General features: G+C 66.5%; 15 protein-coding genes and 1 tRNA gene. 6 read left to right on the plus strand and 10 right to left on the minus strand.

From position 1 onward, the window contains the following. Positions 1-37: 37 nt before the first annotated feature. Positions 38-445, minus strand: a complete 408-nt coding sequence (locus tag AC56DV_RS06580) for a gel scht (RefSeq protein WP_496313492.1) — start codon at positions 443-445, stop codon at positions 38-40. A 179-nt stretch (positions 446-624) separates the two neighbouring features. Here AC56DV_RS06580 and AC56DV_RS06585 point away from each other — a divergent pair, with 179 nt between their 5' ends. Then, positions 625-1,089, plus strand: coding sequence for a GNAT family N-acetyltransferase (locus tag AC56DV_RS06585; RefSeq protein WP_496313493.1), 465 nt, complete (start codon positions 625-627; stop codon positions 1,087-1,089). Here the strand turns inward: AC56DV_RS06585 and AC56DV_RS06590 are convergent, their stop codons facing one another. After that, positions 1,090-3,051: an APC family permease gene (locus AC56DV_RS06590; protein WP_496313494.1), complete on the minus strand. Its 1,962-nt coding sequence runs from the start codon at positions 3,049-3,051 to the stop codon at positions 1,090-1,092. 123 nt (positions 3,052-3,174) lie between these two features. On the opposite strand from AC56DV_RS06590, the gene AC56DV_RS06595 reads away from it, so the two are divergent. Beyond that, positions 3,175-3,259 (plus strand) — tRNA-Leu (locus AC56DV_RS06595). Positions 3,260-3,367: 108 nt separating this feature from the next. Here AC56DV_RS06595 and AC56DV_RS06600 read toward each other — a convergent pair. The 3 genes from AC56DV_RS06600 to AC56DV_RS06610 form a co-directional block, all read right to left on the minus strand. Beyond that, complete coding sequence (locus AC56DV_RS06600) at positions 3,368-3,841, minus strand: hypothetical protein (protein WP_496313495.1); 474 nt, start codon at positions 3,839-3,841, stop codon at positions 3,368-3,370. Then, the gene (locus AC56DV_RS06605) at positions 3,825-4,616 is read right to left on the minus strand and encodes a leucine-rich repeat domain-containing protein (RefSeq protein WP_496313496.1); all 792 of its coding nucleotides are present in this window, start codon (positions 4,614-4,616) and stop codon (positions 3,825-3,827) included. Before AC56DV_RS06605 ends, AC56DV_RS06600 begins: the two co-directional genes overlap by 17 nt. Before the next feature lie 95 nt (positions 4,617-4,711). Then, positions 4,712-5,080: a hypothetical protein gene (locus AC56DV_RS06610; RefSeq protein ID WP_496313497.1), complete on the minus strand. Its 369-nt coding sequence runs from the start codon at positions 5,078-5,080 to the stop codon at positions 4,712-4,714. Positions 5,081-5,282: 202 nt separating this feature from the next. On the opposite strand from AC56DV_RS06610, the gene AC56DV_RS06615 reads away from it, so the two are divergent. After that, positions 5,283-8,756 (plus strand): MHYT domain-containing protein, encoded by a 3,474-nt coding sequence (locus tag AC56DV_RS06615; protein WP_496313498.1) that lies wholly within the window; start codon positions 5,283-5,285, stop codon positions 8,754-8,756. After that, entirely contained in the window at positions 8,753-9,745 is a 993-nt protein-coding gene (locus AC56DV_RS06620; protein ID WP_496313499.1) for an HD domain-containing phosphohydrolase, read from the plus strand. The genes AC56DV_RS06615 and AC56DV_RS06620 overlap by 4 nt, the downstream gene beginning before the upstream one ends. Before the next feature lie 16 nt (positions 9,746-9,761). Here the strand turns inward: AC56DV_RS06620 and AC56DV_RS06625 are convergent, their stop codons facing one another. The 5 genes from AC56DV_RS06625 to AC56DV_RS06645 form a co-directional block, all read right to left on the minus strand. Then, on the minus strand, positions 9,762-10,874 hold the full coding sequence (locus tag AC56DV_RS06625) for a glycosyltransferase family 4 protein (protein WP_496313500.1): 1,113 nt from the start codon (positions 10,872-10,874) through the stop codon (positions 9,762-9,764). Between the two features lie 4 nt (positions 10,875-10,878). Then, positions 10,879-12,003, minus strand: coding sequence for a glycosyltransferase family 4 protein (locus tag AC56DV_RS06630; protein WP_496313501.1), 1,125 nt, complete (start codon positions 12,001-12,003; stop codon positions 10,879-10,881). A 5-nt stretch (positions 12,004-12,008) separates the two neighbouring features. Further along, on the minus strand, positions 12,009-12,920 hold the full coding sequence (locus AC56DV_RS06635) for an NAD-dependent epimerase/dehydratase family protein (RefSeq protein ID WP_496313833.1): 912 nt from the start codon (positions 12,918-12,920) through the stop codon (positions 12,009-12,011). 29 nt (positions 12,921-12,949) lie between these two features. After that, complete coding sequence (gene gmd / locus AC56DV_RS06640; protein ID WP_496313502.1) at positions 12,950-13,993, minus strand: GDP-mannose 4,6-dehydratase; 1,044 nt, start codon at positions 13,991-13,993, stop codon at positions 12,950-12,952. Between the two features lie 128 nt (positions 13,994-14,121). Further along, positions 14,122-16,440, minus strand: a complete 2,319-nt coding sequence (locus AC56DV_RS06645) for an NADP-dependent malic enzyme (RefSeq protein WP_496313503.1) — start codon at positions 16,438-16,440, stop codon at positions 14,122-14,124. Between the two features lie 259 nt (positions 16,441-16,699). Here AC56DV_RS06645 and AC56DV_RS06650 point away from each other — a divergent pair, with 259 nt between their 5' ends. Both AC56DV_RS06650 and thiL read left to right on the plus strand, forming a co-directional pair. Then, positions 16,700-16,915: a hypothetical protein gene (locus AC56DV_RS06650; protein ID WP_496313504.1), complete on the plus strand. Its 216-nt coding sequence runs from the start codon at positions 16,700-16,702 to the stop codon at positions 16,913-16,915. A 20-nt stretch (positions 16,916-16,935) separates the two neighbouring features. Then, the gene (gene thiL / locus AC56DV_RS06655) at positions 16,936-17,919 is read left to right on the plus strand and encodes a thiamine-phosphate kinase (protein ID WP_496313505.1); all 984 of its coding nucleotides are present in this window, start codon (positions 16,936-16,938) and stop codon (positions 17,917-17,919) included. The last annotated feature ends 2 nt before the right edge of the window (positions 17,920-17,921 follow it).

The following is a 17,921-nucleotide window of genomic DNA, read 5'->3' on the forward strand; positions in this document are numbered from 1 at the left end:
TTCCCAATAGCGCCGTGGACAGGCGCGCTCCGGCCTGCTAGCGCCGGGCCAATACGGTCATGCCGCTGGCCGGCACCGCCTGCGCCATCGGCAGGCGCTCCAGGTTGTCGATGGCGACCAGCTCGCCCTCCTCGCGGAACTCGAAGCGGGTGCCGGCGGCGGTCTTGAACACGCCCGGCGCCTGCGGATACATCTCGACGCGGCCATTTCCGGGCAGCTCGGCGTAGTAGCGGTTGACGCTGTTGGTGAACTTGATCTTGCTGCCGTTGCTAAGCACGAACAGATAGGCGTAGTCATTGAACTCGGACGGCGACAGCTTGTAGCCGGCGCGCTTGATCTGCACGCTGTCGGCGGTGGCGCCGGCTGCCTGCGGAGCGGCAACGGCGCCGCCGGCGAAGATGGAAAGCGCGGCAACGGCCGCCACTGCGAGGAATGCTTTTTTCATGATGCTTCTCCGTATGCTGGTTGACCTGGCGGTCACCGCTGTTCTCGTTGTAGCGGGGACAAGATCAAGATAGCAAAGCGGCCGCCGCATCGCAGCACGCGCGCGACAAACGGCCGATTGGCGGGGTCAAACCGCAATTTGCGCGGACAGACGGGTAAGCGGCGGAGTAAGATAGCCGCATGCAGATCCGACCCTACCAGCGCGGCGAAGAGGCCCTGCTGCGCGCCATCTTCCATTCCTCCGTACATGGCCTCGCCAGCCGCCACTACACGGCCGAACAGCTGCGCGCGTGGGCGCCGGACGACTACGATGCCGCCTTGTGGGAACAGCGCATGCGCGCCAACCAGAGCTGGGTGGCGGTACTGGACGGCGAGCTGGCCGCCTTCACCGACCTGCAACCCTCGGGCTATATCGACATGTTCTTCGTGGCCGCGCCGTATGCGGGGCGCGGCATCGGCCAGGCCTTGCTGCAACACCTGTTCGCGCTGGCGACCCAGCGCCGCATCGCGGTATTGCGCTCGGACGTCAGCCTGACCGCCGAAGCGCTGTTCGCGCGCCACGGCTTCACGGTCGAAACCCGCAACCAGGTCGCCGTGCGCGGCGAACTGCTGGCCAACGCCACCATGCGCAAGCTGCTGCCCTGATCACACCTTCATCGGCAAAATCACCATCTGCAAGCCTTCCAGGTGCAGGCGGCGCTGGATGGCGAGGGAGGCCTGGTTGTGCAGGGCGCGCGTGAACCAGTTGTCGGCGGAGAAAATGAGTTTGCTGGTGAAGAAGATCGCGTTGGGGAATTCGTTGCTGATCTCTTCGCACATGCGCGTCACCTCGTCCACCGCGTCGGTGCCGAAGCCCAGGTAGGACGAGGACGCCATGCCGTGGCTGTGGCAGAAGTCCACGAAATACTCCAGCGTGGTTTCCGCGTCGCGGCGCATCTGCTCCAGCGCGCCTTCGCCGCCGTAGGCGTGCGAGTCCACCGTGCGCGCGTTGATGAACAGGAAGTTCTTGAAGTGGCCGGGGAACATGCGTTGCACCCACAGCAAGGCGTGCAAGCCGCCGCCGCGCGAATTGCCGACGATGAAGACGGCCGTCTGGTCCTGCGGGTCCGGCTCCACCGGCTCGCGGTTGGCGCCGAAGGGCTGGCTGGCGAACACCTCGTCCACCGAATGGATGGCGCGCTTGGTTTCGCGGTAGTGGTTGCGCACCACCACGCACACGGCGGCGATGCCGCCGATGATCAGCGCCGTGGCCCAGCCGCCCTCGGCGAAGCGCTCGATCAGCAGGATCACCAGGATGCCGGCGCAAATCGTGAAGCCGACCAGCGACAGCAGGAAGCGCCCCAGCCAGCGCGGGTTCTTCTTGCGGTTGCGCACCCAGTACAGGCACAGGCCGAACAGCGAAATGGCGAAGGTCAGGAACACGGAAATCGAATACAGCACGACCAGCAGGGTGACGCTGCCGCCGGTCCACCACAGGATGGCCAGCGCGGCCAGGCCCATCACCAGGATGCCGTTCTGCGTCACCAGCCGGGTCGACAGGTAGCGGAATTTGTGCGGCACCCAGGAGTCGGCCGCCATGTTGGACAGCACCGACGGGCCGCCCAGGAAGCCGGTGTTGGCCGCCACGAACAGCAGCCCCGCCTCGAACGCCAGCACCACCGCCAGCAGCACCTGGTTCACCACCGGACCGCCCAGGTCCATGTGATTGATGATGCTCTTGAAGGTGGACGCGTTCAGCGTTTCGCCCGGCACGTGCTGCGCGTCCCACAGCAGGTACAGCATGATGATGCCGCCCGCCGTCACCGCCAGCGACAGCGCCATGTACAGCATGGTCATCTTGCCGGTGCGCACGCGCGGCTCGGCCAGCAGGTTGACGTTGTTGGACACCGCTTCCAGCCCGGTGTAGGTGCCGCCGCCGTGCGAGTAGGCCAGCAGCAGCATGCCGGCCACGCCGGTCCAGCCTATGCCCTGCGCCAGGCTCACGGTTTCGTCGATGGTGCTGGGGATCAAGCCGGGCAGGTGCTCCGAGTGGGCGACGATGCCGTACACGATCAGGATCAAGTGGGTGACCACGAAGCCGACGAAGATCGGCAGCAGGATCTGGATGGCCTCTTTCAGGCCGCGCAGATTCATCACGATCAGCAGGGCGATGAAGAACATCTCGGCCCACAGCTTGTAGGGCTGGAAGCCGAGCGGCAGGAAGGACGCCAGCGCGTCCACGCCGGAGGCGATGGAGATGGCGATGGTGAGCACGTAGTCGAGCACCAGCGCGCAGCCGGAGATCAGGCCCATGTAGGGGCCCACCAGCTTGGTGGCCACGCGGTAGCCGCCGCCGCCGGTGGGGAACAGTTCGATCACCTGGTTGTAGGCCAGCGCGATGATGAACACCGTGACGGCGGTGGCGATCGCCATGTACAGGCCGAGGTGGGTGTGGGTGCCCAGCGCGCGGAAGGTTTCCTCCGGGCCGTAGGCGGACGAGGACAGGCCGTCGGCACCCAGGCCGACCCAGGCCAGGAAGGCCACCAGCGCCATCGAATGGCGGGTTTCGGAGCGCATCGGGTCGAGCGCCTTGCCCAGAATAATTTCGCGTATCTTTTTGTTTTTCATGCGTTTGGCGCCGGCTGAGGGCGGTTTGCATAGGTAAGCAGAATGATGACACAGGCCAGCCGTGGGCAGGCTTACAATTTCTCCGGGGCTGGACTATAATGTATGCCTTGCGCGTACCGTGCCGCCCTGGTGGTGGAACTGGTAGACACAGCAGACTCAAAATCTGCCGAAGAAATTCGTGCCGGTTCGATTCCGGCCCGGGGCACCATTACCGCACAGCAGTAACAATGCAGAACCCGCATGTCTTCCAGGCACTGCGGGTTTTTTTGTGCCGCGCGCCCAGCGTATTAGCAACCCTCCCGGACCGGCCATCGCCTCATTCTTCGTCGGTGAAGAAATTCTCCTGCAGAAATGTCAGGCGACTGCCCAGCATGGCAGCGTATTCGGCCGTCGGCGGAACGTTGACTGGAATCAGGCCGTCCACCGGCTGGCCTTGCTCCACCGCGTCCACCCACCTGCCCATCATGCGGATGTAGATGTCCAGCGCAGATTCAGGATCGCCGTCCGGTTCGACGCGCAGATAGGCGGGCGGGATGTCTCCCACCACCACCCATAGCAAATGGTTTTCCGGGAAACCGGTGTTGCGTATTTCGAACAGGAAGATGGCAAAGATGTTTCCGCAGCCCATGCCGAAGTACACCGCATCAATGCCCTTGCACCAGCCAAAGCCCTGCAGATAGGTGCGCGCCTCCTCCAGCATGGCTTGCAGCAGTTGCTGCTCTTCCTCGTCGCCATCGCCCATGTCTTCAATTCGGCATACCCCGTGCCGGCTACTAATTGGGTCTTGCATCGCTGCTCCTTTGCGCTTGGCGCGTTGCGGCCGCCTGCTCGATTTGTTTGGGCAAGGTGCCATAGTCTTTGGTGCGGTCCAGATAGGCATGGGTCAGTGCCGGCAGGTGCAGCAGGGGCGACAGGTCCTTGCTCAGGATGGGAGTCTTGCGGATGACGGCACTTTCCAGCCTGGGCAGCTGCGCAAGAAAATCCAGATCGGCGATGGGCGCGCAGCCGTCCAGCATCAGGCTCTGCAAGTTGGCAAGGTGCCGCAATGATGCATAGCCGCCGATCCGTTTGTCGCTTTGGAATTCCAGCTTGCGCAGGGGGCGCAATGCGGCAACGCCGTCCACGCTAACGAGATTGGGACAGTAGCAGACGCTGAGTTCTTGCAGCTGTGCGCAATGCTCCAGGCCGGTGAGCGTTTCCAGTTTTGAGGTTTCCGACACGTTCAATGTCACCAGCTTGGGGTAACCGCACAGGAAGCCCAGGTCTGGGCCTTTGGGATGCGAGATCACCAGTGTTTCAACGTTGGGCGGGCCCTGCTCCGGGAGACTGAGCCCGGGACGCAGCGCCAGCCACAATTCGCTCAAGCGCTGCAGCCGGTCCAGCCGCACTTCACCCGTGCCGCCATCCAGGCCGAGAAACTCCAGGCTGTCCAATTGCGACACGCAGGAGAAGTCGGCCTTGCCGGCGCCGTACACTTTGAGCGCGCGCAGCGGCCCAAGCTCCAGCAGGAAGCCAAGGTTGCCGGCGTTGAAGCCGTAGGCGTGCGACACGTAGACGCCGTCCACCTCGTTCGCCGCGTATGCCGCGCGGAATGCGGCGCCGTTTTCCGGCTCTCCGCTGGCGCACCACAGGCGCCAGCGCCCCCAATTAAGCACATGGCTCATGAGACCACCGGCACGTCATCGCACGCAGCCCACAGCACCGAGTGCGCTGTGCGCAACAGGAAATAGCGCACGCCGGGACGCAGCTGCTCCAGGCCGTGGCCGCCAATAAAAGCGTTGCCGGTCATTTCGCACAGCGCGGTCCGTTCATCGGATACGCGCAGGCCGTGCATGGCAGCCACTGCTTCATCCATGACCTGGTACAGAATGGGGCTGGCAAAGGTGACAGTGGTGGGCGCCGCCTCCATGTCCGCCACGACGCACCGGCCTGCCTTGCGCGTGCGGCGCAACGTGGCGGCTACGGCGATTCCATCGTCAACCAGCCGTTCCAGCAAGAATTCGGCGTCCGTTTGCAGGAGCGCGCTCATGCTGCCGTCCTGCGCACTGTGCACCGCGCCTTCTCTCGCCATATCAGCTCAGCCATACGCTCTCATCCAGATTGAACACGGGGAAGGACCATCTTAATGCAATTCAGCATGCCTGCAACATCCGGCATATTTCCATATGGAAATGTGATACTGTATGTAGCTGACATTTTTTGCAACAGGATTTATTCACTCGCCTACCGCCATGGACCAAAACGCCCTGTTGCAACTGTTCTCGCCGCCGGCCGATCCGGCCCTGATGACCTATGGACAGTACGACCCCAAACTGGTGGCGCTGTCGGTGCTGGTGGCGGTGTTTTCGTCATGGATGGGCCTGCAGTTGGCGGGCCAGGCGCGCGGCGGCAGCCACCGCATGCTGCGCACCGTGGCGCTGCTGGCCGGCAGCCTGGCGCTGGGCTGCGGCGTGTGGTCGATGCATTTCATCGGCATGCTGGCCTTTAATCTGTGCACCAGCGTCAGCTACGAACCCTCGCTCACCATCCTGTCCCTGCTGCCCAGCCTGGGCGCGTCCTGCGTGGCGCTGGCCCTGGTGCGCCGCCGCAAGCTGACCGGCAGGACGCTGGCCAGCGGCGGGCTGCTGGTGGGCCTGGGCATCGCCGCCATGCACTACGCGGGCATGGCCGCCATGGAATCGACCCTGGTGCTGCGCTACGATCCGCTGATGTTTGCCGTCTCCGTGCTGGTGGCGGTGGTACTGGGCACGGCGGCGCTGTGGGTGCGCTTCGGCCTGCGCGGCGCGCCGCACCTGAAGAACGGCCAGCGGCTGGCGCTGAGCGCGCTGTTCATGGGCTGCGCCATCGCCGGCATGCACTACACCGGCATGGAGGCGGCGCGCTTCGTCGGCGTGCCGCCGCCCGGTTCGGCGCCCGGCCCCGGCAGCGGCTTCCTGGCGCTGGCCATTTCCGTCATCACCGTGGCCTTCACCGTGTTCGTGACCGGCGCCTACGGCCTGCTGCGCTACCGCGAACTGTACCGCAGCCTGCGCCGCAGCGAGAGCTGGATGCGGGCGCTGCTGACCACCACCGTGGACGGCGTGATCTCGGTCGACGGCGACGGCGTGATCCAGGATTTCAACGCCTCGGCCGAGCGCATCTTCGGCTGGCGGCGCAGCGAAATCATCGGCCGCAACGTGGCGGTGCTGGTGGCCGATCCGCAGCAGTCGGCGCAGGACGGGCTGCTGTACCACCTGCGCCAGCGCAACAGCGCCGAGGCGCGCCAGGCGCACGCGGGCGCCGAACTGTACGGCTTGCGCAAGGACGGCAGCCTGGTGCCGATCCGGCGCGCGCTGGGCCACGCCAGCCTGGGCGGCGAGGACGTGTTCGTGCTGTTCATCACCGACATCAGCGAGCGCCGCGCCATGATGCAGGCGCTGGGAGAAAGCGAGCAGCAGTTCCGCTCGCTGATCGGGCACATTCCCGGCATCTCCTTCCGCTGCCTGGCCGGCGGCGCGCATCCGCTGGTGTTCCTGAGCGACGGCGTGGAACTGGTGGCCGGCTACCCGGCGCGCGACTTCATCGGCCCGGACGCCTGCCGCACGCTGACCGAGCTGATCGTGCCGGCCGACCGCCAGAACGTGGTGGAGGCGCTGGACCGCAGCATCGCCAGCGAGCAACCCTACCTGATCGAATACGCGCTGCAGCATGCGGACGGCGGCCTGCGCTGGATCTGGGAACACGGCGCCGTGGTGCGCGACGCGGCCGGCGAGGTGCGCTGGATCGACGGCGTGATGCTGGACATTACCGAGCGGCGCCGCATGGAGCAGGAGCTGCGCCGCGCCAAGGACCACGCCGAGCAGGCGGCCGCCGCGCGCGCCAGCTTCGTGGCCAATATGAGCCACGAAATCCGCACGCCGATGAATTCCATCCTCGGCTTCACCGACGTGCTGCTGGACACCGAACTGCAGCCGGAGCAGCGCCGCCACCTGAACACGGTGCGCAGCGCGGGCCGCGCGCTGCTGCGGCTGCTCAATGAAATCCTCGATACGGCCAAGCTGGACAAGGGCGCGGTGGAACTGGAGCTGGCGGACTACGACCTGCTGGCGCTGATCGACGAGCTGACCTCGACCAGCGGCGCCAGCGCGCGCGCCAAGGGCCTGGCGATGGAGGTCAGCTATGCGCCGCAACTGCCGGCGCGGCTGCACGGCGACGAACTGCGCATGCGGCAGATCCTCTCCAACTTGCTGGACAACGCCGTCAAGTTCACCGCGCAGGGCAGCGTGGCGCTGCATGCGGCGCTGCGCGAAGGCCAGCTGCACCTGGCGGTGCGCGACACCGGCATCGGCATTGCACCGGACCGGCTGGACGCCATCTTCGATCCCTTCACGCAGGCCGACCCGTCGATGACGCGGCGCTACGGCGGCACCGGCCTGGGCACCACCATCAGCAGGCAGCTGGTGGAACTGATGGGCGGGCGCATCTGGGCCGAGAGCGTGCAGGGCCAGGGCACGGTGTTCCATGTGCTGCTGCCGCTGCAGCCGGCGCGAAACGCCGCGCCGGCCGGCAGCGTAGCGGGAGCCGATGCGGCGCATGCGGCAATGCCGCAGGACCGTGCCCCCGCGCTGCCGCCGCTGCGCATCCTGGCGGCGGACGACGTGGCGCAGAACCTGGAGCTGCTGCGGCTGCTGCTGGAACGGCGCGGCCACAGCGTGGCCACGGCGGCCGACGGCGCCGCCGCCGCGCAGCTGGCGGCCAGCGCGGATTTCGACGTGATCCTGATGGATGTGCAGATGCCGGTGATGGACGGCCTGGCCGCCACCCGCGCCATCCGCGCGCAGGCGGCGCAGGCCGGCCGGCGGCGCGTGCCCATCATCGCCATGACGGCCAGCGTGCTGGAAGCGCACCGCCAGGCCAGTTCGGCGGCGGGCATGGACGGTTTTGCGTCCAAGCCGGTCGACTGGGCGCAGCTGTCGCGCGAACTGGCGCGCGTGCTGGAGCTGGCCGCGCAGCCCGCCGCACAAGCCGTGCCTGCGGAGTTGTACGGCGCGCGCGCGGCGCTGGGCCTGCATGTGCTGAACCAGGCCGCCGGGCTGCGGCGCTGGGACGGCAGCGAGCAGGGCTACCAGGCGGCGCTGGCCCATTTCCTCGGCGCGCACGGCGACGACGCGCAGCAATTCGCCGCCCTGCGCGCCGGCGGCGACTACCCCGCCATCCAGGCGCTGGCGCACCGCACGCGCGGCGTGGCGGCCAACCTCGGGCTGGAACAGTTGGCGCAGGCGCTGGCCGATATCGAAGAGCAGGCGGCGGCGGGCGCACCGGACGGCACGCTGGAGGCGGTGCTGGCCGGCGGCGCGCTGCAACTGGCTGCCGCGCTCAAGGCGATCCGCTCACGGCAGCAACAACAAGATCAGCAACAAGACCGGCAACAAGACCACGGCGCCCCGGCGGGACAGAACGCGCCCTCGCCGGCCCTGGCCGCGCTGGCGCTCGACATTGCGGCGGCGCGCGACGATGCGCAGCGGCTGCTGCAGTCGCTGCGGCGCGGCGCGCTGGACGACGCGGCGCTGGCCAGCCTGTCGCGCCACGTGCAGGGCCACGTGCCGCCCGCCGCGCTGGACCAGCTGCACGAAGCCGTGGCGAATTTTGATTTCACGCTGGCGCAGGCCAAACTGGATGCCGTGATGGCCGATGCGCTGCCCCCTTCCCGAGAAAGTCCGCCATGAACCAAGCCCCTTTGCAGCCGCTGATCCTGACGGTGGATGACGAAGCGAGCAACCTGCAGCTGCTGCGCCACATCCTGCAAGACCACTACCGCCTGCTGTTCGCCAAGGACGCCGCGCGCGCCCTCGAACTGGCGCGCCAGGAGCGCCCCAACCTGATCCTGATGGACGTGATGATGCCGGGCATGACGGGCTATGAAGCCTGCCGCATCCTGAAAGCCGATCCCGCCACCGCCGCCATCCCGGTCATTTTCGCCACCGCCCTGTGCGACCCGGACGACGAAGTCACCGGCTTCGAAGCCGGCGCGGTCGACTACATCACCAAACCGCTCAGCCCGCCCATCGTGCGCGCCCGCGTGCGCACCCATTTGTCGCTGGTGCGCGCGGACGAGCTGAAGGAAACGCGCCTGCAGATCGTGCAGCGCCTAGGCCTGGCGGCCGAATACAAGGACAACGAAACCGGCCTGCACGTGATCCGCATGAGCCACTACGCGCGCGTGCTGGGCCTGGCCGCCGGCCTGAGCGACACCGCCGCCGAGGACCTGCTGCACGCCGCCCCCATGCACGACGTGGGCAAGATCGGCATTCCCGACCGCATCCTGCAAAAGCCGGCCGCGCTGGACAAGGAAGAATGGAAGATCATGCAGTCGCACGCCACGATAGGGGCGGACATCATCGGCGAGCACACGCACGGCATGCTCGCGCTGGCGCGCAATATCGCGCTCACGCATCATGAAAAGTGGGACGGCAGCGGCTACCCGCGCGGCCTGGCGGGCGAGGACATTCCGCTGGAGGGCCGCATCGTGGCCATTGCCGACGTGTTCGACGCGCTGACCTCGGCCCGGCCCTACAAGGAAGCGTGGCCGGTGGAGGAAGCGGTGCAGTACCTGCGCCAGCAGCGCGGCCAGCATTTCGACGCGCGCCTGGTGGACCTGTTCCTGGAACACCTGCCCGCCGTCGTCGAGATCAAGGAACGCTGGGCCGAGCGCTGAGGCTTGTTTGCCGGGCTTATTTGCCGGCCAGCTCGCGGTACAGCGCCACGTAGCTGCGCGCCATGCGCTCGGCGGTAAACAACTCCCGGTAGCGCTCGGCGGCGCGCCGGCCCATGGCGGCGGCCATCTGCGGCTGCTCCCACAAGGCGCGCAAGGCCGCGCCGAACGCTTGCGGATCGCTCGGCGGCACCACCAGCCCGGTCTCCCGGTCCACGTTGATGTAGGTGGTGCCGGTGCCGATCTCGCTCGAGATCATCGGCTTGCCGTACATGGCCGCTTCCAGCAGCGAAATGCCGAACGCTTCCGAGCGCAGGTGCGACGGGAACGCCATGGCGTAGCACAGCTCGAGCAGCGCCACCTTGTCCTCTTCCTCCAGCGCGCCGACGAACATGACATGGGTCAAGCCCAGGCGCTCGGCATGCGCCTTCAGTTCCTGCTCCAGCGGTCCGGCGCCGGCGATCACCACCGGATAGTCGGTGCCGGCCAGCGCGTCGAGCAGGATGTGCAGGCCCTTGTAATAGCGCAGCATGCCCACGAACAGGAAGAAGCGTTCGCCGCAGCGCGCGCGCCATTTATCCAGCACCGCCTGCGAGGGCTTGGGATAGATGGACTGGTCCAGGCCATAGGTGATGGTGCGGGTCTTGTCCTTGTAGCGGCCCAGTACCGGCGACGAGGCCAGGTAGTTGGGCGAGGTGGCGACGATGGCGTCCACGCTTTTCAGGAAGCGCTGCTTGAGCGGCGTGTACACGCGCAGCAGCGTCTTCTGGCGCACGATGTCCGAGTGGTAGGTGACCACGCTGGGCTTGTCGATGCGCGCCATGAAGTGCGCCAGGTCCATGAACGGCCACGGGAAATGGTAATGGATCACGTCGGCGTCGCGCGCCAGCTGCTTGAGCTTGCGGATGGCGGCGAACGACATGCCGTTCGAGGCGATTTCAAAGTTCAGCGGCACGCGGTGCACCGTGTGGCCTTCGATCTCCATCTGCGCGGGGCCGCCGTTGCGGGTCAGCGTGAGCACGGCGTTCTTCACGCCCAGGCGCGTGGTGCCCACGCACATCTGGCGGATCACCTGCTCGACGCCGCCCCACGAATCGGGGTAATAAGTCTTGTAGAAATGGAGGACGCGCATAAATTCAGGATAGGAGGGTGTGGTACACGGCGGCCGTCTTGCGGGCGGTTTCGGCCCAGGTCAGCTCGACGGCCCGGACGCGGCCGGCGGCAACGCAGCGCGCCCGCAGCGCGTCGTCGCGCGCCAGCTCCAGCATGGCCGCGCCGATTTCGGGCACCGACAGCGGATCGACTTCCAGCGCCGCGCCGCGCGTGACTTCCGGCAGCGAGGATGTGTTGGAAGCGACCACCGGCACGCCGGAGGCAAAGGCCTCCACCACAGGGATGCCGAAACCCTCGTACAGCGAAGGGAACACGAACACGCCGGCGCCGGCGTACACGTGGCGCAGCTGTTCGGCATGGGTCAGGCGGTCCAGCCACAGCACGTTCTCGCCGTTCTGCACGGCGGCCTTCATCTGCGCCTGCAGCTCTTCGCTGCGCCAGCCGGGCGCGCCCACCACCACCAGCTGGCGCTTGGCGCGCACCACCGGCGGCAGCGCCAGGTAGGCCTGCAGGACGCGGCCGACGTTCTTGCGCGGCTGCAGCGTGCCGACGAACAGGAAGTAGCCCGGTTTCAGGCCGTATTGCGCCAGCGTGGCGGCCATGGCCGCGGGCGCTGGCGCGTCCAGCCATTCGGCGTCCACGCCGCAGGGCACCACGCTGATGCGCTTGTCGCTCACGCCGAAGCACTCCACCAGCTCGCGGATGGCGAATTCGGTATGGGCGATCACGTGGTCGGCCTTGCGCGCGGCTTTCGCCTGCAGCCAGTTCTTCAGGCTGCGCAGGCGCGGATTGCACCATTCCGGGTGCGATACCGGCAGCGCGTCGTGCAGGGTGGCCACCACCATGCAGTCCATGCGCACGGTGCGGTAGTCGGTGCTGTGAAACAGGTCCAGCGCCGGCATGTGCTCGCGCACGGCGCCGGGGGTGCACAAATCGCGCAGCGTGGTGACGGGGAAGGAATGCGGCATGGCGGCGCCCACGCTGAGCGCGGAGGCGTCTTTTCCGAAAGGAGCAAACGACAGCGGCTGCACCGCGCAGCCTGCCTGCGGCAAATGCCGCAGCAGTGCCTGGCTGTAGACGCCTATGCCGTCAAGCCGGCCGCCGGTCAGGGCCGGTTCGACAGTGGTGGTGGAAAGGCCAATGCGCAAGACACTCAAGCCTCGTACATCCAGCGCAGCGTTTGCTCCAGCGGCAACGGCGCGATGCGGCCCACGACGCCGGCCAGGCGGGTGTTGTCGCCCACCAGGCGCACCACTTCGTTGGCGCGCACAAAGGCGGGGTTCACATGCACGTTGATCTGGTAGCCGGCGATGCGGCCCATCATGTCCAGCGCTTCGCCCAGCGAGTAGCCGGTGCTGGAGCAGATGTTGAAGGTTTGTCCGGCCGGGGCTTGCGCCAGCAGGCCGCGGTATGCCGCAGCCACCATGCGCACGTCCGAAAAGTCGCGCCACACGTGCAGGTTGCCCAGCTCGATGTCGGCGGCCTTGCGGCGGAAGTGGGAAACGATTTTCGGCAGCAGGAAGTTCTCGTGCTGGCCCACGCCCGTGTAGTTGAACGGACGCGTGAGGATGATGGGCAGCTTGTCCATCCACAGCCGCGCCATGTATTCCATGGACAGCTTGGAGACGGCGTAGTCGTTGGCCGGGGCCGGCGCCACGTCTTCGCCCAGGATGGGCAGGTCGGCGTTGCCGTAGACGTTGGCGCTCGAGGCCACCAGCACGGCCGACGGTTTCTTCGCCAGCGCTGCCAGGGCTTCCAGCAGGTTGCGGGTGCCCACCACGTTGACGCGGTAAATCTGTTCGATGTCGGCGTGCGCCACGAAGGCGATGGCCGCCAGGTGCACCACCACATCCGGCTGCACCTGCTGCACCATGTCAGCCACGGCGGCGCGGTCGGTCAGGTCCACCGCCAGCATGTCCCCGGACACGTCGGCATGGCCCGGCACCGTGGTGCCGGTGACGCGGTAGCCCGCCGCGCGCAGCTCGGCCGCCACGTAGCGGCCGGTGAAGCCGGCCAGCCCCGTGACGAGCGCGCGCTTGCCGGCGCCTTCCTGCGAGGGCGACAGCAGTTGCAAAGCTTGCACCGGCGCGTTCATCAGAACGAGAAGCCGATCTCGTTGCGGCGCAGGTCGGCGTCCACCATCAGCTGGCACAGCTCTTCCAGCGTGGTTTTCGGGGTCCAGCCCAGTTCCTTGGTGGCCTTGGCCGGATTACCGATCAGCAGCTCCACTTCGGCCGGACGGTAGAACTTCGGATTGACGCGCACCAGCGTCTTGCCGGTCTTGGCGTCGTGGCCGGTTTCGTTCTCCGCTTCGCCCTTCCATTCGATGGCGATGCCGGCGGCCTTGAAGGCCATGGTGACGAAGTCGCGCACGGTTTCGGTGCGGTTGGTGGCCAGCACGTAGGTGCCCGGCTCATCGGCCTGCAGGATGCGCCACATGCCTTCCACGTATTCCTTGGCATAGCCCCAGTCGCGCTTGGCGTCCATATTGCCCAGTTCCAGCACGTCCAGCTTGCCCAGCTTGATCTTGGCGACCGAGTCGGTGATCTTGCGGGTGACGAACTCGCGGCCGCGCAGCGGCGACTCGTGGTTGAACAGGATGCCGGACGAGCCGAAGATGCCGTAGGACTCGCGGTAGTTCACGGTCATCCAGTGGGCGTACAGCTTGGCCACGCCGTATGGGCTGCGCGGGTAGAACGGGGTGTCTTCCACCTGCGGAATGGCTTGCACCTTGCCGAACATTTCCGAGGTCGACGCCTGGTAGAAGCGGATCTTCGGATTGACGATGCGGATCGCTTCCAGCAGGTTGACCGGGCCGATGCCGGTGATTTCAGCGGTGGTGACGGGCTGTTCGAAGGACACGCCGACGAAGCTTTGCGCCGCCAGGTTGTAGACCTCGTCGAAATCGCCGTTCTGCATCAGGCGGATACTCGAGCTCAGGTCGGTCAGGTCGTACTCGACCAGTTTCAAATTGGGGTGATTCTGGATGCCCAGTTCTTCAATGCGCCAGAAGTTCACGGAGCTGGTGCGGCGGTAGGTACCGGTGACTTCGTAGCCCTTGTCCAACAGCAGTTCCGCCAGGTAGGCGCCATCCTGGCCGGTGATGCCCGTAACGAGCGCTTTTTTAGTCTTTTGCATGATATTCACGTTTTCCAACAGAACTTTGACAGCCGGTTATTGTAACAGAGACATGCAGCCCGTCCGATTGGGGCCGGACGGGCTTACACTACTTACATCTTGTTACAGGGCAACATCAAGCCGCTGGTTTACGCCTTGCGCTGGGCCACCGCGTCCACCACGCACAGCGCCGTCATGTTGACGATGCGGCGCACGGTGGCCGACGGGGTCAGGATGTGCACCGGCGCGGCGCAGCCCAGCAGGATGGGGCCGACCGCGATGCCGTTGCCGGCCGCCGTTTTCAGCAGGTTGTAGGCGATGTTGGCCGAGTCGATGTTCGGCATCACCAGCAGGTTGGCGTCCGACGTCAGGGTCGAATCGGGCATGATCTTCTGGCGCAGCTTGGAATCCATGGCGGTGTCGCCATGCATTTCGCCGTCCACTTCCAGCTCCGGCGCCTGTTCGCGGACGATGGCCAGCGCGGCGCGCATCTTCTGCGCCGAGGCGCTGTTGGAGGAGCCGAAGTTCGAGTGCGACAGCAGCGCGGCGCGCGGCTGCAGGCCGAAACGCTTCATTTCCTCGGCGGCCATGATGGTGATGGCGGCCAGCTGGTTGGCGTCCGGGTTCTCGTTGACGTGGGTGTCGACGATGGCCAGCTGGCGCTCCGGCAGCACCAGCACGTTCATGGCGGCGTACACGCAGGCGCCCGGGCGGCGGCCCAGCACCTGGTCGATATACTTCAGGTGCAGGTCGGTGGTGCCGAAGGTGCCGCAGATCATGCCGTCGGCGTCGCCCTTCTTGATCATCATGGCGCCGATCAGCGAATGGCGGCGGCGCATTTCCAGCTTGGCGTATTCCTGCGTCACGCCCTGGCGGTTGGCCAGCGCGTAGTAGGCGGTCCAGTAGTCGCGGTAGCGCTCGTCGAAGTCCGGGTTGATGACGTCGTAGTCGATGCCCTGGCGCAGGCGCAGGCCGAACTTGTGGATGCGGCTCTCCAGCACGGCCGGACGGCCCACCAGGATGGGACGGGCCAGGCGCTCGTCGACCACCACCTGCACGGCGCGCAGCACGCGCTCTTCTTCGCCTTCGGCGTAGACGATGCGCTTCATGTCGGCCGGGGTCTGCTTGGCCACCGCGAACAGCGGCTTCATGAAGGTGCCGGAGCGGTACACGAACTGCTGCAGGCTGTCGGCGTACGCTTCCAGGTCCTTGATCGGGCGGGTGGCCACGCCGGAGTCGAAGGCCGCCTTGGCCACGGCCGGGGCGATCTTGGTCAGCAGGCGCGGGTCGAACGGCATCGGGATCAGGTATTCAGGACCGAAGGACAGGTTCTGGATGCCGTAGGTGGTGGCCACGATGTCGGACTGCTCGGCGTGCGCCAGCTCGGCGATGGCGTGCACCACGGCGATTTCCATCTCGCGGGTAATCGTGGTGGCGCCGCAATCGAGCGCGCCGCGGAAGATGTAGGGGAAGCACAGCACGTTGTTGACCTGGTTCGGGTAGTCCGAACGGCCGGTGCAGATGATGGCGTCGCCGCGCACCGCTTTCACGTCTTCCGGCAGGATTTCCGGGTTCGGGTTGGCCAGCGCCAGGATCAGCGGGTTGGGCGCCATCTGCTTGACCATGTCCTGCTTCAGCACGCCGCCGGCGGACACGCCCAGGAAGATGTCGGCGTCCGGGATCACTTCGGCCAGGGTGCGGGCGCTGGTGTCGCGCGCGAAACGCTCCTTGTCCGGGTCCATCAGCTCGGTGCGGCCCTTGTAGACCACGCCGGCCAGGTCGGTGACGAAGATGTTTTCCAGCGGGAAGCCGAGGTCGACGATCAGGTCCAGGCAGGCCAGCGCAGCCGCGCCGGCGCCGGACACCACCAGTTTGCATTCCTTGATGTTCTTGCCCACCAGCTGGATGCCGTTCAGCAGCGCCGCGCCGACGATGATGGCGGTGCCGTGCTGGTCGTCATGGAACACCGGGATCTTCATGCGGTCGCGCAGCTGGCGCTCGATGGTGAAGCACTCGGGCGCCTTGATGTCTTCCAGGTTGATGCCGCCGAAGGTCGGCTCCAGCGAGGCGATGATGTCGCACAGCTTGTCCGGGTCGGACTCGTTGATCTCGATGTCGAACACGTCGATGCCGGCGAACTTCTTGAACAGCACGCCCTTGCCTTCCATCACGGGCTTGGCGGCGAGCGGGCCGATATTACCCAGGCCCAACACGGCGGTGCCGTTGGTGATGACGGCCACCAGGTTGCCGCGCGCGGTGTACTTGTACGAATTGGCGGGATCGGCGACGATTTCTTCGCAGGGGGCAGCCACGCCGGGAGAATAGGCTAGCGCGAGGTCGCGCTGGTTGGTCAACTGCTTGGTGGGGGTAACACTGATTTTGCCGGGTTTGGGGCACTCGTGGTACTCGAGCGCGGCCAGGCGCAGTTGTTGTCTCAATTCCTCTTTTTTATCAGATGACGAATCCATGCTCTTGCTGCCTTCCTGTTTGTCTATCGGGAAAGCTTCCGATTCTATCAGACCAATTCTTTCAGTTAGCTAGGTATTTTCACGAATCAGGCAGAATAACTATCGGTCTTATCAATTTTATCAATTCTTTCTATGGCGCTTCCGCCTTTCAGTTTGCAACTATTGCGCGCAGGCCTTAGTTCTTCTAGACAATGTAGCTGTCGCGTAATAGACTGGCTTAACTGACATGCTTTTGTCATCCTTGAAAGAAAGGCGCGCGATGAGCTACCAGTTCTGGCACAACAGCTTCCGTCTCTCCAGTGTGGCCTTCCCGGTGGCCACCGCCTCGCTGTGCTTCGCCGAGCCGGGCACGGCGCAGTCGGCGCTGCTGGCCGCCGCCGCCGTGGCCTCGACCGCCGTGTGGGGCTACAGCTCCAGCCGCCACAAGCGCCAGATGGCGCTGGAGGACGAACTGGCCGAGGGCGGTAACGCCTAGTACGCTAGTACAATGGCGGCATGCTCTCCGAATTCGACCTCATCGCAGAATACTTCAAGCGCCCCCGCCCTGTCCGCGCCACGCTCGGCATCGGCGACGACTGCGCCTTGCTGACGCCCGGCGCCGGCATGCAGATCGCCATTTCCTCCGACATGCTGGTGGAAGGCCGCCACTTCTTCGCCGGCGCCGACCCGTACCGGCTGGGCCATAAAAGCCTGGCGGTGAACCTGTCCGACCTGGCCGCCATGGGCGCGCGCCCGGTGGCCTTCACGCTGGCGCTGGCGCTGCCGGCCGCCGACCGCGGCTGGCTGGCGGGCTTTTCGGCCGGCCTGTTCGCGCTGGCGGACGCCCATGACTGCGAGCTGGTGGGCGGCGACACCACCAAGGGGCCGCTCAACATCTGCATCACTATCTTCGGCGAACTGGCGCCCGGCGAGGCGCTGCGGCGCGACGCGGCCCGGCCCGGCGACGACATCTGGATCTCGGGCACCCTGGGCGACGCGCGCCTGGCGCTGGCGGCCTGCCTGCGGGAGCCGGGCGCCGGCGCGGCGCTGGCGCGGGAGGAGGACAGGTTCGCGCAAGCGTGCGCGCGGCTGCACGCGCCCACGCCGCGCGTGGCGCTGGGGCGCTTGCTGGCGCGGCAGCGCATCGCGCACGCGGCCATCGATATTTCGGACGGGCTGGTGGGCGACATCGGGCATATCCTGAAACTGTCCGGGGTGGGCGCCACGCTGGAAGTGGACGCGCTGCCGGCCGGGCCGGTGCTGGCCGGCTGCGCGCCGGAGTGGCGGCGCGCCTACACGGCGGCCGGCGGCGACGATTATGAATTGTGCTTCACGGCGCCCGCGTCCGCGCGCGAGGCGGTGCTGGCGGCCGGCGCGCAAAGCGGCACGGCCGTCACGCGGGTGGGCCGCATCGAGGCCGAAGCCGGCCTGCGCCTGGTGGACGCGCGCGGCGCGCCGCTGGCGCTCAAGCTGCAGGGCTTCGACCACTTCGGCGGCTGACG

It is taken from the genome of Massilia sp. BGA-UO-ETr-WB1, from assembly GCF_059567845.1.